Below are 13,780 nucleotides of genomic sequence, written 5' to 3'. Positions count from 1 at the left end.
TCTTGTTTTCGGGCCTCTGAAACGTGGGATTTGATAAAATTGGCAATTCCGGAAATCTGAGAATGGAAGTCTCTTGGAATTTTGGTTGGGCAAAATTCATCAATTTGAAGCGCCGAGGAGGAGATTTGAACTCCCGAGGCGGTGACCGCCAGTAGCTTACCCGGCGATCCGAATACACTCGAGGCTACCGCCTTTCCGGACTAGGCTACCTCGGCGTTGTTAAGCGCCAATACGCTTCTCTTATTTTTACCTTTACTCAGTTTAACGGGGGATGACTCCAGCAGCGGCACGGACCCCCGTCAAAAACAAATAAGATTTATATGAATCCAATCAATTTTTGCTTCGGATTGAATGTATCAGAGGATATCAATTACGGTCGAGCTAGGAAGAAACGAGCAGAAGGACACACAAGTAGTTGAGATCGACGAATATTCGACTGTTGAGCAATTGCTTAGATTTCTTGGATTTGTTCCTGATGAATGCATCGTTCTCAAATCGCGGACTCCGATCCCAATCACGGAGACTCTGAAAGATGGAGATAGGGTCAAGATTATACGAGTTGCCTCGGGCGGTTGAGAGTTCAGTTGACTTCTTCTTCTCGAGAAACGCGATTGTTGTGGTCGATCAGAAATAATTCAACTTTTGAGATTTGCATCAAGGATGTTTGGTTTTCGAAATCAAGTTGTCGTTTAAGTATGAAAAAATTCGAAAAATATTTAAGCTATTATAGTCTGTAGAGGGCTGGAAAAACGGGCAGGGCCTGTTGAATGTAATGATCACTATCATCCATTCATCATATCCTCTAATAGGATACTTCAAAGAATGGTTAATGTGGGTTATTAAAACCCTATGGGTGTTAAAACCCGATCGAGGAAGCTCAACTACTCTTAGAGGGTAGTGGATGCTGAGAGTGGTTTGAGTAATTGTGCCCCCTGTTTTTCCAGATTGGTCAAGAGGTGAATGAAATGAACATCGATCCCAGCACCACCAAGTATCTCATAAAAGCTAAATTACAGGCTGATGGCATCGTCGAGAAACCTGATGTGGTGGGGGCTATTTTTGGTCAAACAGAGGGATTGCTTGGTGATGAACTAGATCTACGCGATCTCCAAAAAAGCGGCCGGATCGGTCGCATCGAAGTTGAAGTGAGTTCTAGGCAGGGGAAATCAGAAGGAGAGATTCTTATCCCATCGAGTTTAGATCAAGTCGAAACGGTTATTCTCGCTGCGGCTTTGGAGACGATTGACCGGGTAGGACCATGCAAAGCTAGAATTAATGTAGAGTCAATCGAGGATGTACGGATCACGAAAAGAGCAAAGATCATTGAGAGGGCGAAAGAGTTATTATCAGATCTTATTAGGCAGTCAAAGAGTACTGGAATCGATCTTACAGAAAGTGTTCGTCAGTCTGTGCAGACTGAGGAAGTCATATACTACGGCAAAGAACGATTGACTGCCGGTCCAAACGTACCAGATTCTGATGCAATTATAGTTGTAGAAGGCCGGTCAGACGTTCTCAATCTTTTGAGAGCTGGCATAAAAAACGCAATTGCTGTAGAGGGGACAAACATTCCCAAAACGATAAGCGATTTGTCAAAGGAACGTATTGTTACAGCATTCGTTGATGGCGACCGCGGCGGAGAACTGATATTGCGTGAACTTTTCCAGGTGGCTGAGGTCGACTTTGTCGCAAGAGCTCCACGAGGTCAGGAAGTAGAAGAATTGACTCAAAAACAGATCATGAAGTGTTTAAGAAACAAAATCCCGGCGGAGCAGTACATTGAGATGTATGGTCTCGGTGGTGAAGTTGCCCAGTCAAACAGCACTTATCACCCTCAGGGGAGGACCGAGCGGTTTGAGAAAATCGAGAGGGTCGAGAAACCAGAAATTCTTATTGAGCGCGATGATATCGATGATAGAAAGACACAAAATGCTAAGAAACTCTCTCCAATTCAGCAAAAGTATAAGGAAATGCTAGCAGAACTTTCATCGACTTTGAACGCTCGTCTTCTCGATGAAAAGGGGAACGTAATCAAAGAAGTCCCAAGCAAGGATCTCGTCAACGTTTTGAAGGAAGATATAAAAGACGTCGCTGCGATTGTTTTTGATGGAGTTGTCACACAAAGAATCCTCGATCTTGCTGCTGAAAAGAAGATTCAAACAGTAGTTGGCACAAAGATGGCCAACGTAACGAAACAGCCAGTATCGATAGAAGTATGGACGAAGGAAGATTTGAGCGGATGATAGAGGAAAAAATCGATCTGAGGCGCGAGCCTGATCTCAATTCGATACAGTCAACGAATGACATCGCGATTCCTAATGATCCATTAATGAGAGTGATAGGCCAAGAAGAAGCAGTTAAACTTTCGAGGATAGCGGCCAAGCAGCGGAGACATTTGCTACTTGTCGGTCCGCCAGGTACTGGAAAATCGATGATCGCTCAAGCAATTGCACTACATCTGCCGCGGCCGACTGAGGAAATTCGAATCGTTCACAATCCAGAAAATCCGGAGAGACCATTTGTCGAAATAAAAAAAGCAGAGGATGTCCGACGCGAATTGGCGTCGAGAGAGTTTGCAGAAGGCGAACTCATTGATCCCAAGGACGCACCGATCAATGTTGCTGAGAAACTCGGCTATCGCTGCAAGAATTGCGGTACCTATTCATCACCAAGAGATCGTTATTGTCCCAAGTGCCAGCGACTAAAGATCGGTGAAATCTCGACAACGAATCCGTTTGGGGATCTCATTGGCGGGCTTTTCGAGGTGACAATTGGCGCAGCAGGAATGTCTGGTCTTCCAGGAATGAATGACAGGGTCACAACGACGAGGAAACGCCTCGGGAAGGAGGAAGTGATTGTCTTCGAGAGATGCGGTGAAATGATCCGGGTTCTTGACCAAGAGGCGTTAGAAAAAAGGCGAGAATTCGAAAAAATAAGTCCGCGGAAGGTCCTCGTCCCGTTGGAAAGAAATCCGTTCGTCCTTGCGACAGGTGCAAGTGAAACCGAGCTCCTTGGTGATGTAAGGCACGATCCGTACGGCGGACATCCATCCCTGGGAACACCGCCCTATGAGAGGGTCGTCCCGGGCGCGATCCATGAAGCACATGAGGGTGTTCTCTTCTTGGATGAATTGCCGCATCTTGGACATCTGCAGAGATTCATCCTCACAGCCATGCAAGAGAAACGATTCCCGATTTCTGGTCGGAATCCTCAGAGCGCAGGGGCAAGTGTTAGGGTCGACAATGTACCATGCGACTTTATTTTCGTCGGTGCTTGCAATATTCAGGATCTGGAACAGATACTATCACCACTCCGATCGAGGATCAGCGGAAATGGATATGAGATTCTCATGGAAACGACCATGGAGGACAATGAGTGTAACAGGGCGCTCCTCGCGCAATTTGTTGCACAAGAAATCTCGATCGACGGTAGGATCCCCCATGCATCGCGTTCAGCTATCGATGCAATTATCAACGAGGCACGAAGACGTGCAAAGATCATTGATGGAAAGACCAACGCACTCACATTGAGGTTGAGAGAACTGGGAGGCCTGATTCGTTCCGCAGGTGATCTTGCAATTATCAACGGCGATGAATTCATTGAGGAAAAGCATATCGTAGCGGCATTGAAGCACTGTCGGCCCGTTGAAGAGCAAATCAAAGACCGATACGGTTCGTATCAGAGGGGTTTATCTGCTGATATCACGACTTCTCAAAAGGAACGTTCACCGTACTATTTCTGGAATGAACACCATGATCGAGATCAAATGTTCTACTAGAGGAATAAATGCATCCGATACGCACTTTCACCGTCTGAATAATAATGATCGATTTCGCCTGCGATTTCGAACCCCAGTTTTCTGTAAAAACTAATCGCTGGGTAATTACTTTTTCTCACTTCTAGTGTAATATATCGAATCCCTCTCAACGCGCATTTTGAACAAAATTCCCGAAAAAGGATAGTACCAAGTCCTCTTCTTTTCACATCGTGTCTAACAGCCAGCATCAAAATTCTTGCTTCTCTTTTTGAAATCGTTATTCCCAGAATGAATCCCTGAATTTGTTTGTTTTCCTCGATTACGATAAAACCATCAGCCCAGCAAGAAAAGACATTGAGAAAGAGCTCTGGTGTGTATCTTTCCTTTAGCTCGGCACACGCAAGGTCATAAACCTGGGGAAGATCGGTAATGTTGAAGCGTCTTAATATCAACTTTTTATTGATCTCATCTGGTTGACTTAATCTTTTTGTATACGAAATATAAGATAGTTCCACAACCTCCAGTTAGCATTGCACCTACTGCTACGTTTGAACTTCTCTCCTGATCGGCTGGCTTTACATTTAGGTATATTTTAGTGCTAGCGGTATTGTTATACGCATCAGCCAATGTGAGAATGACAACCTTTCTTCCTGGCTCCAGCGTCGTTAGCCACCTCGTTCCATTCCACTCAACGATTCCGTCACCCCCTAAATCCCATAGATACCTTAAGATTCTGGAATTGTCATACGAAGCCGACGCATCAAAAACAATGAGGGTTCCAGCTGTAACATTGATCAATTTCCACGGGACTACTATTACTGGGGGATATGGGTCAATACTCCAGTCTTTCCAGAACAAGGTGGCAAAGTATTCAGCAACCTCTCGTGATTTGATTTCCAAACCGACTTCTCTATTGTCCCAGAACGAAGTATTTACCCAGTTCATGCTCGAAACAACAACGGTATCGTCTATAATGATCCCTTTATTGTGAAGGAGTCTGAATGGTTGATACTGAGAGACAAGTCTCGTCTCAAAGTCGGCTGATAATGATTCTCCGATTTCATTCAACTTCTGGCAGACTGCAACATTATCTTTCCCATTCTGTGCGTTGAACCACGAAGAATCGAGCAAGAACCGCACGGTAATCCCTCGATTTGCAGCGATAAGAATTGAAGATAAGATCTCACTATCATTTAGCCAGCAAGGATCGCAGTAGAATTGTTCGATGAGGATTCTTGATTTGGCGTTATTGATGAGTTCAATCAAACGGCCATAAGAGAAATCGGGAGAAACGATCGGTCTTACGATCCCCCTGAACACCGAGATATCGCTCAATGTCCCCTGGGAACTCATATATAAAGCGCTTTCTGCTGTCATTTGAGCTCCAGTATTTCCGGAAAGTGAAAGATATTCTTGAGCGGTGCAAATATCTGCCATTGAGAGACGAAAATCTTCTTCAAACATCTGAGAAAAATATGATGCAAGTGTTTGATCCTCAACTGTGACCCCCCAGCCCCGATTATTGTCAAGCCCTTCTGTAACCCAGTTTTCTGACATGACGATTATCCGCCGCTCGTCTAAGATGGCATACTTGTTATGGAGATATTTGTATCTTTTAAACCCATTGTTTGAAACTAAGAAGTGGACTTGAGCCCCACAATCGATTAATTTCATGACGCTTTCTGCTGTATTCCTAGACAGGCCACCAACCGGTTGTCCCTCAAGTAAAACACGAACGTCCAAGCCTCTCATTGAACAGTTGCAAAGTTCTTCTACAATCAGTTTATCGTTTAATTCATAAAGGGACACCTTCACTGATCGGGCGGCGTGTTTCAATTCTCGGATGATCCTTGTCCTTGCCTCTTCAGGCGCCACAAATGGTTCGATTACTCCGGACCTCTCTATTCCAGAAAGATGTGATCGCCCTGGCGGCTCAATTCGCCAATCAGTAGATGTGTTCGTATCTGGCCAGGGCTGGCGCCTGATCGCGGCTTCTTTGTTTCCTATTTTTGAGACTGGATCGCCATCCCAGCCACTTCCCGTATACGCGGAATTTCCATAGGTGATAACGTCAACGACATGCCCTTCTCGATCGATGAGAAGGACCTCGTCGCCAATATCAGCTAGTTGAAATCTACCGGACTTCAAAAAATTAGCTTCATTGATTTCGATAACTCTTTTTTGAGGGTAGATGTTTTCAACTGAGGATCTATTCCAGGTCAGGATAATTTCTTCATTTCCTTTGATCATAAAATCGATTGCGAATTTCAATTGACCCTCTCGATCTGAGATCGACCAGTCCAGGAGAGAAATATCCATATCGAGTGGATTACCAATGACGACGTATTCAGAGAAAAAGGAAGGAGCAATTTCCGTAATAAGTAAACAAAAGGGGTTTCTTGAAACGACTGATGTATCATCTGTTTCTCCTTTGATTTCGCAAGTTTCTGCCATCAGTTGAGAAAATTCTGAGCAAGACTGATCATCGTCATCCATTTCGGAATTTTGAATATCGTATGAAATCAGTAATTGAGAAGACGAGAGGCCAAGAATTAGGAGGGGGAGGAGGACTGAGGTGAATGAGGTTTTTCGGCCTCTCATCATTGATTCAAATCGAGAATCCAGATTTTAATTAAGCCGTATACAGTTAATCTTAATCTTCTCTAGATCTGATTTAGATGTCACTCATTGGACCGTTTTTGAACAATAGGAGGAGGGCGCTGAAAATGATCTCCGTGTAAATGGAAATTGCATTCAAAGATACCTGATTAGATTTTCAAGAGAGCCCCTTACATCAGAGGATTTGACTACACCAGAGGCTAATAACACCCCGTCTGCTCCAAGTTCAATAGCCTTTTTGACGTCTTCTCCTGTCTTAACCCCTGCACCACAAAATACTGGTATTTTTTCGTTAACTCTTTTCACTGAGGCGATCGCGTTAGTGACGATATCGGGCTTAGCAGTCGTGACCGACACATCCCCGCCAATCAACTCCGGAGGTTCCACCGCAATAAAGTCTGGTCTGAAGAATGCAATTGCACCCGCCGCTTCAGCTGTGTCTGCGCAGGCGATGGTTTGGAGACCAGCTTCCCTGCACATAGAAATTGCCTTTGCGATGTCGGAGAAGATCATCTTCCTTTCTGAATGGTTCAGTAAGGAACCAGCCGCTCCGGCCGCTTTAACGCTCGATGGGGTAACCCATCCCGTTTGCGCTCCAGCATCAATCGGATCCACATGTTGGGATAGGACAGGGATGTTTACCGAAGAGGCGATCAATGAGAGCTCGACGATAGGGGGGCACACCGGGATACAAACACCCATACTCTTTGAAACTTCTTGACAGGTCCTTGCAATCGAAAGAGCCCGATAGCCTTCCACCTCTTTGTACGTTTTGAAGTTAACGACGATCGCTGGAGTCGAGATCTTAGTCGGCATCGACCATCCTTTCCTTGAGCTTCTTCAGAACAGACGGCTTCGTTGTGTATTCCATTTCCTCAGGAGATAAAATACCCGGCATGAATGGTCCATGTCCTCTCATGTAGACGCTTACTCTGATGGCTCTTCTTCTTGCCTCATCCCAAACGCTTCCAGCAAAATAATCAATAGGCGTGTGGACGCCAGCCGGCGAACCTGGTTCTTCAACACCTTGAAATCTTCCATTACTTATTTGGAAGCCGAGGCAAACGATGCGTGGCGGGCCATCGAAGAATGAGGGATCAGAGTCCTCGACTGAACATGGATACCAAGCACCGTAATGGGAACCGCGCATCCATCCAGCTACGAGCTGCGGGAACATGAAGGGTTGTAGTACCTCTCCAACCGCTGGCAATCCGCTTTGACAGCGAACGATCATGACGGGATCATCCTTTCCGACATATTTTCCAGCGGCAAAATTGAGTTTCTCCGTGCTAACGACAGCCGCTATACCAATTTCATCGATCCTGCTGTAAACTCTCTTAATCGCGTATCTGGTTGTATCGCCCAGGAGGCTTAAAATGTCATAGCTCTCCTCGGGTGCACTCATGATTATCTTCTTTGATTCATATAGATCGACAATTTCAAATTTGAACCCGAGGTGTACACGAGGGTCGATTACGAGGCCTGTTGTAGTGAACGGGTCCATGAAGATTCTCGCCAGTGGGAGCGAAAACGAGGAAGGTTCAGTCTTATCAGCCATAAAAAACAGCACCGGCTCTGACGGTCTTTCTGTAAACTCCATTTCCGCAGCCCCAGGCCCCGCTCCCCTAATGTTGCCACTAAACGCCTCCTTTAGAATGTCCTGGCCAGCCGCATATAACCTCATATCCTTTGCAATTCGGGCAGCTTCTTGAAAAGCTTCCCAGGCTAGATGATGAACTTCGCTGTTGTTTTCACCCCTTCGGTGAGATATGAAGAGATTGATATCATCGCCAACTCTCGTGACATAAAAGTCCTCGATTACACCGCTCTTGACGCCATTCATCAATGTTTCCCTGCATTTCTCCATCATCTTTGGGTGGGGACGAGAGTGTCCAGCAACCGATCCGACATCCGCTTTTATAACAGAAACTGTGACTTTGTTCGTCATTTCCAATCCCAATCCTCTGCAATCCGAAAATACAACCGTCTGTATAAAACATTTACATTGTGTTGCTGTTTTAGACAGTAAAGATAGCAGTGCATGCTCATTCTATACTTCTAAATTTGGGTTTAACTCGCTAGACTTTATCGTCGAAAAAGGATTAAAAAAAGGTGATACATTCGAACGATTTAATCTTCCAGCACCACGATTGCGTTAACAGGACAAGCCTCTGCTGCTCTCTTTGCGCAGTCTTTTAATTCCTCTGGAATCTGCCCCTGTCCCGGCTCACCTGCACGATATTTTTCTTGGACATCTGAAAGGCCATCGTCACCCTCAACAAAAACTTCTGGGCACTCGTCATTATAGCAGAGGCCACAGCCAGTACATTCTTCCCTATCGATATCTACTTTTGGAGACATGAGATGTGTTATGGAACGAAAGGATATTATTGTTTTCGGTTTTTGTTTAAATTGAAATTCAAATCTGGCGTTGTGAAGTTCTCTATCAACTTGTATCCTTCAATCCAAAGTTCCTCGGATTTCTCGCAGACTTTACCATTTATATATTCCGGGAACACATTTCCGGCACGGTATTGAGATGAACGGACAATCGATGTTGAGGAGTTCGAGGTCGATAAGCGCTAGTGATCTGGGGAAGGAAGTCGTTGTCAGGGGATGGGTGCAGGAAATCAGGAATCTCGGTGGCATTTCGTTTGTTATTTTGAGGGATAGATATGGTACCCTTCAGATTGCCATGCGGAAAAAAGACACTCCTCAGGATTTGTATGAAACACTCACTGGAATCACCAGGGAATCCGTAGTGTCCATTTACGGCACTGTTAAAGAAAGTAAGCAGGCGAGAATGGGGTTTGAAATCGTTCCGAAAAGCTGCGAGATCCTCAGCAAAGCGATGGCGCCCCTGCCCATGGGGGTTGTCGATAAAGTGAACGTTGAGATGGAAACAAGATTCAACAACAGGTTCCTTGATTTAAGAAAACCGGAAATAAGGGCCATTTTTCAGATCAAATCGATCGTGGCGCAGCTTATCGATAAATATCTTGTAGATAATGACTTTGTTGAAGTTTTCACGCCGAAGATTGTTGCATCCGGAGCAGAAGGGGGTGCAACTCTATTCCCCATCCAGTACTTCGATAAGATTGCCTATCTTGCGCAGAGTCCGCAACTCTATAAACAAATGCTCATGTCAACCGGCCTTGATCGTGTGTATGAAATTGCGCCAGCATTTCGTGCTGAGCCTTCCGACACGGTAAGGCATGTCTCTGAATTCATCAGCTTTGATGGAGAAATGGCATTTATCGACTCTCAACGAGACGTTTTAAATGTAATCGAGGGCTGTATGCAATACGTGATCAAAAATATCGCTGATTCTTGCAAGGATCTCATCGAGCTGATCGGGACAACCGTCACTATCCCCAGGTCCCCCTATCCTGTACTTACGTATACTGAAGTTCTAGATATTCTATCATCAGAGGGTAGAGATATTGAGGAAGGGGAGGATATCGGTACAGAAGAGGAGAAGCTACTTGGCGAGGTGATGATGTCCAAGGGTTATGAGATGTATTGGATAATCGAGTATCCAGAGAAACTGAAACCTTTCTATATTATGGAAAAGGACGGCACGCCCTTTTCCCATTCATTTGACCTTGATTATAAGGGCCAGGAAATTGCGTCGGGAGGTCAACGAGAGCATCGTTATGACCGACTTGTTGAGAGAATGACGAAAAAGGGACTTAATGTTGCGTCGTTTGAATTTTACTTGAATGCATTTGCATATGGGATGCCACCTCATGGAGGGTGGGGGATAGGGCTAGAGCGCCTCATCCAGAAGATGTTGAACCTCCCGAATATCAGGGAGACGATTCTCTTCCCGAGGGACAGAAATCGTCTTTCCCCATGACAAACAGGACTGGGATTGAAAGGCCGCGGTGATTGCCAAAGAGGATACAGCACATCAAACAAGCAGTCGTGTCCTAATAAATGGGAGAGGTGAGGAGTCGTGTCATATAATCAGGTATTGAACAAAAAACTAGACGCCCTTCAGGAAAAATTGCGCTCGGTTGAACCCGATAGAAGAGCATATGTGATTCTTTTAGTCGGTATCGTCTATCTCGGCGCCCTCATCACGGTCGATCAACTGATTGTAAGGGAGCCATTAACAGAGATTGTCGGACCCACGCCAGATGTTCCTTATTACAGGGAACGGACTCAGACCGTGCTCGACGGAGGATGGCTTTATCGCGACATCAGATGCGAGTCTCCACCCCTCATCGTTTATTTTATGCTACCCGCCCAGTTACTCGGCGGTGAAGACTGGATCTACGAAATCTATTTTTCTTCATATCAGATTTTAACTGCACTTTTGTTTTACTATGGGTTGAGAAAATGGGATGATTACAAGGCTTTTGCGTGTGCACTCCTCATTTATGCAGTACCATTTGAAACGGTTGAATCGACTTTTGGTATACAAGATGAATCGATCGTCGTTTTTCTTTTCTTCCTTTCAGCGATTTTGGCTCTTCACAGGCGTTTCAAACTATCAGCAGCGCTGGTTGCAATTGGCATTTGGACCAAGGTGTTTTCGGTGATGCTTTATCCAAGTTTGTTTCTCGCTGTAAAAAAGCGGCGGGAGCGCTTGGCCCATCTTTTGATTATCGTCATTGTTTCTATTGTGATTTCCATACCTTTTTTGATCGTTACACCTGGCGAGTTTCTGTCCTTCCCCAGTTATTATTTTCTAGAAGGGGGTACTGGCCCTGCGGGCGGGGATAGTTTATGGGGGTTTCTTGCGATGGGCGGCCTCTCCATCCCTCGTAGCGTTCTCCTGATCACACTCGCTATTGCGCTGTCAATCTCGATTTATTACGTAGCAAAGAAAAAACTCGGCTTTTGGAGCGGGACTCTTGTTATTGTTGTGGCATTTCTTCTGTTTTATCCGAGGACTGCAATGGGATACTACATCTTTCCGATTCTAATGCTGATCGTGTGGGCGGTCGAGAACAAAAAAGTGGCGTTCCGTTGTTTTACCACCTACGTCCCATTTTTTGCGGCTTTAGCATTCAGCAAGAATAATGTCAATGGGGTTCCGTTGTTTGATTACCCTTGGAGCTGGATTGCAGGGTTTATTCTCGTGTTCATCGGGACAGTCATGCTCCTTGATACCGTTAGGCTCGCTCTCAGGACAACGCCCTTTATTGAAAGAAACACGGAATATGAAAAGTCTCAAATATCTACCAATAGAAAGTTTAATGGTTCGTCAAACTGAGTGTCCCTCATAATGGCTGGCCGTGAAAACAAGGATGGGCAGATGGATCAGGCATATGAAGCGAGTCCAGCTGACGACATCGATCATTATCTGCCTCCAGATGAGAATGAGGACTTTATCGAATTTTTTGTTTGCGGAGACCCGAAGCCCCAGGGAAGTACCCGCTCTTATTACGTGAAGAAAATTGACAGGGTTGTAACGATACATGGCAACAAGGACACGAAAAAATGGCAGCTGAGGATCGCAACGGAAGCGCAACACGCGAATGAAAAGAGAGCGGTATCCTTTTATTCCCCTGATCCGCGATTTGGATATGAGGTCGAAGCTGAGTTTGTTTTTCAGAGGCCAAAGAGTCTCCCGAAAAAGATAATTCTCAATACAAGAAGGCCTGATGTCGACAAACTCGTCAGGACAGTTTTGGATGGATTGGCTAAAGTATTAATTCCAGATGATTCCCAGGTCGTGTCGATCATTACAAAGAAACGTTACGCGGTTGACAGAGAGTCGCCAGGTGTACGCATTGCTGTAAGACGACTCCGACAATAGTTGGAGAAAATGGATGAGAGGCCCAGAAATCTGCACTCATAGGGTTCATCATGTCCCAAGCGGGATCAGCTGACCCTCTTCTCTTCATCCTGGAATATCGGGCCCCTCTTGTATTGTTTTATATACGTGGCCATATATAGAAATATCGCACCTATTAATCATATCGGTTCCCGCAGTTGTTTACCCCTCTATTTAGTCCATATTCTCAATTGCATTTGGTCCACTAATCTAGGAGTCTCTTTTCACCCTCTATTTTCTTTATAGGTGCGATATCTTGTGTCACTTCGAGGCAACCAAGGTATCTATTGTCTTTGCCCCTCACAGCGAAGTACTGTATGAGGACGTACCTGTCCCCCAAATGAATCCAGAATTTCGCTGAGTCCCTTGCTCCCGCTCTGAAGTCATTGAGGATTCTTTCAACAATTTCAACACTCTTCTGTGGATGGCACTTCTGCACTTTGCGGCCTATGATGGCCTTTGTTCTCGGAAATATCCTTTCACGGGTCTGATTGAAAAATCGCACCGAGTCTTTATCATCGACGAATGTGATGTCGATAGGTAAGTGAGCAAAGATAGCCTCCAGTTGTTCAAGTGTAAGAGTCCCGGTTTCGAGTGTAATCTCGGCACCTTTGACTTCTCTGACAGCTACTGCCCCTTCAACAGTGCCAATAGCTTGGCTCGGTGTGAAGTAGCAGTACCCTAGATCGTCCATCGATTCTTTGATCTGTTTCCATTCGGTTTCATTGATGAGTTTCAAAGCGGTCGGAAATAGTATATTTTCCTCTTTATAGAAATGAGCCATGACCATTTCCGAGATTGAGCGTAGCGCCGACGCAAGTTTCTGCGTGTCCAATGAGGACACATCATTTTGGTTGAGCAGTGCAGCAATCTCTTTTATAAGTGCTCTCTGCTGATCGTGTTCAGACCACATTACAGCAGGCGGCTGGGTCACACCGTGTTTTTCAATCATAGGGAAAAGTGCATTCTCTTCTCTGACCTTATGCTTGTTATATTCTTTAAGGTGCTCTACTATTTCTCTGAGACGCCTGACTGTTTCCTCTACCTCATTCTCTTTTAATAATGAAGGAAGCAATCTGGAAATCTCGTCTGCGACATCTTTCACATATTTGTGTTCTTCCAATAGAATGAAAATCGGATGGCCTGGTCCAACCATGGGCCTCTCATCCGATATTTCACGCGAGACTGCCACGTGCACTTCGCACAATCTCTTAACGTCCTCGATCGGTACGCCTTCTTTAACGAGTGCATCTTCAATGATTGTAATATCGCCTCTATCAACTTTGGATAGGACTTGCTTGAACCGTTCCTTAACTTCCGCTACTTTCTTTCCGCGCTTCAAATCTTCGATGATCTCTTTGACTATCTTTTTCGCCTCATTGCTCTGTCCACTCATTTCGCAAACCTCCAATCATGACCGCTTATTCACAACAAGCGAACGAAACATCGAACGCTTTTCGATGCTATGCGTGAACCAAAATTTATGCCCCTCCCAGTATTTCAATATTCTGCAATTCTCCGAGAAAATATGATTGTCAATTATGGTTGAATTAGTTGATTGTTCAAATTATTAACGAGTCAGCCCAGTTCTTATCTATTGCGAATCTAGAGCAATA

The 13,780-nt window shown here is 45.1% G+C and carries 12 protein-coding genes and 1 tRNA gene; 6 read left to right on the top strand and 7 right to left on the bottom strand.

Annotation, left to right across the window (positions count from 1 at the left end):
- Window positions 1-110: 110 nt before the first annotated feature.
- Window positions 111-215, bottom strand: a tRNA-Ser gene (locus tag QHH00_01160).
- 136 nt (window positions 216-351) lie between these two features.
- On the opposite strand from QHH00_01160, the gene QHH00_01155 reads away from it, so the two are divergent.
- The 3 genes from QHH00_01155 (at window position 352) to QHH00_01145 (ending at window position 3,778) form a co-directional block, all read left to right on the top strand.
- Window positions 352-576 (top strand): MoaD/ThiS family protein, encoded by a 225-nt coding sequence (locus QHH00_01155; GenBank protein ID MDH7507993.1) that lies wholly within the window; start codon window positions 352-354, stop codon window positions 574-576.
- Window positions 577-965: 389 nt separating this feature from the next.
- Window positions 966-2,243, top strand: coding sequence for a DNA primase DnaG (gene dnaG, locus QHH00_01150; protein MDH7507992.1), 1,278 nt, complete (start codon window positions 966-968; stop codon window positions 2,241-2,243).
- The gene (locus tag QHH00_01145) at window positions 2,240-3,778 is read left to right on the top strand and encodes an ATP-binding protein (GenBank protein ID MDH7507991.1); all 1,539 of its coding nucleotides are present in this window, start codon (window positions 2,240-2,242) and stop codon (window positions 3,776-3,778) included. The genes dnaG and QHH00_01145 overlap by 4 nt, the downstream gene beginning before the upstream one ends.
- Here QHH00_01145 and rimI read toward each other — a convergent pair.
- The 5 genes from rimI to QHH00_01120 form a co-directional block, all read right to left on the bottom strand.
- On the bottom strand, window positions 3,775-4,209 hold the full coding sequence (rimI, locus tag QHH00_01140; GenBank protein ID MDH7507990.1) for a ribosomal protein S18-alanine N-acetyltransferase: 435 nt from the start codon (window positions 4,207-4,209) through the stop codon (window positions 3,775-3,777). The genes QHH00_01145 and rimI overlap by 4 nt on opposite strands.
- Before the next feature lie 13 nt (window positions 4,210-4,222).
- Entirely contained in the window at window positions 4,223-6,253 is a 2,031-nt protein-coding gene (locus QHH00_01135) for a phospholipase D-like domain-containing protein (GenBank protein MDH7507989.1), read from the bottom strand.
- Window positions 6,254-6,511: 258 nt separating this feature from the next.
- The gene (tpiA, locus tag QHH00_01130) at window positions 6,512-7,192 is read right to left on the bottom strand and encodes a triose-phosphate isomerase (protein ID MDH7507988.1); all 681 of its coding nucleotides are present in this window, start codon (window positions 7,190-7,192) and stop codon (window positions 6,512-6,514) included.
- Window positions 7,182-8,324, bottom strand: coding sequence for a fructose-1,6-bisphosphatase (locus QHH00_01125; GenBank protein ID MDH7507987.1), 1,143 nt, complete (start codon window positions 8,322-8,324; stop codon window positions 7,182-7,184). The genes tpiA and QHH00_01125 overlap by 11 nt, the downstream gene beginning before the upstream one ends.
- 182 nt (window positions 8,325-8,506) lie before the next feature.
- Window positions 8,507-8,737 carry a ferredoxin gene (locus tag QHH00_01120; GenBank protein ID MDH7507986.1) on the bottom strand — a complete coding sequence of 77 codons (231 nt, stop codon included), beginning with the start codon at window positions 8,735-8,737 and terminating at the stop codon, window positions 8,507-8,509.
- 193 nt (window positions 8,738-8,930) lie between these two features.
- Here QHH00_01120 and aspS point away from each other — a divergent pair, with 193 nt between their 5' ends.
- The 3 genes from aspS to QHH00_01105 all read left to right on the top strand — a co-directional run bounded on the left by aspS (window position 8,931) and on the right by QHH00_01105 (window position 12,146).
- A complete protein-coding gene (gene aspS, locus QHH00_01115; GenBank protein ID MDH7507985.1) occupies window positions 8,931-10,235 on the top strand; it encodes an aspartate--tRNA(Asn) ligase in 1,305 nt (434 codons plus the stop codon).
- 99 nt (window positions 10,236-10,334) lie between these two features.
- On the top strand, window positions 10,335-11,600 hold the full coding sequence (locus QHH00_01110) for a hypothetical protein (GenBank protein MDH7507984.1): 1,266 nt from the start codon (window positions 10,335-10,337) through the stop codon (window positions 11,598-11,600).
- A gap of 12 nt (window positions 11,601-11,612) precedes the next feature.
- Entirely contained in the window at window positions 11,613-12,146 is a 534-nt protein-coding gene (locus QHH00_01105; GenBank protein ID MDH7507983.1) for a RusA family crossover junction endodeoxyribonuclease, read from the top strand.
- A gap of 223 nt (window positions 12,147-12,369) precedes the next feature.
- Here the strand turns inward: QHH00_01105 and QHH00_01100 are convergent, their stop codons facing one another.
- The gene (locus QHH00_01100; GenBank protein MDH7507982.1) at window positions 12,370-13,560 is read right to left on the bottom strand and encodes a DUF438 domain-containing protein; all 1,191 of its coding nucleotides are present in this window, start codon (window positions 13,558-13,560) and stop codon (window positions 12,370-12,372) included.
- Window positions 13,561-13,780: the final 220 nt, after the last annotated feature.

Source organism: Methanomassiliicoccales archaeon (assembly GCA_029907465.1).
Classification (GTDB): domain Archaea; phylum Thermoplasmatota; class Thermoplasmata; order Methanomassiliicoccales; family JACIVX01; genus JACIVX01.
The sequence above is the reverse complement of the archived record's forward strand: the minus strand, read 5'-3'. Positions and strand labels throughout refer to the sequence as shown.

What these genes read in the sequence shown, in the direction of transcription:
- QHH00_01155 (MDH7507993.1), top strand. Translation starts at nt 352, where the DNA reads ATGTATCAGAGGATATCAATTACGGTCGAGCTAGGAAGAAACGAGCAG.
- dnaG (MDH7507992.1), top strand. Translation starts at nt 966, where the DNA reads ATGAACATCGATCCCAGCACCACCAAGTATCTCATAAAAGCTAAATTA.
- QHH00_01145 (MDH7507991.1), top strand. Translation starts at nt 2,240, where the DNA reads ATGATAGAGGAAAAAATCGATCTGAGGCGCGAGCCTGATCTCAATTCG.
- QHH00_01135 (MDH7507989.1), bottom strand. Translation starts at nt 6,253, where the DNA reads ATGGATGACGATGATCAGTCTTGCTCAGAATTTTCTCAACTGATGGCA.
- tpiA (MDH7507988.1), bottom strand. Translation starts at nt 7,192, where the DNA reads ATGCCGACTAAGATCTCGACTCCAGCGATCGTCGTTAACTTCAAAACG.
- QHH00_01125 (MDH7507987.1), bottom strand. Translation starts at nt 8,324, where the DNA reads ATGACGAACAAAGTCACAGTTTCTGTTATAAAAGCGGATGTCGGATCG.
- QHH00_01120 (MDH7507986.1), bottom strand. Translation starts at nt 8,737, where the DNA reads ATGTCTCCAAAAGTAGATATCGATAGGGAAGAATGTACTGGCTGTGGC.
- aspS (MDH7507985.1), top strand. Translation starts at nt 8,931, where the DNA reads ATGTTGAGGAGTTCGAGGTCGATAAGCGCTAGTGATCTGGGGAAGGAA.
- QHH00_01105 (MDH7507983.1), top strand. Translation starts at nt 11,613, where the DNA reads ATGGCTGGCCGTGAAAACAAGGATGGGCAGATGGATCAGGCATATGAA.
- QHH00_01100 (MDH7507982.1), bottom strand. Translation starts at nt 13,560, where the DNA reads ATGAGTGGACAGAGCAATGAGGCGAAAAAGATAGTCAAAGAGATCATC.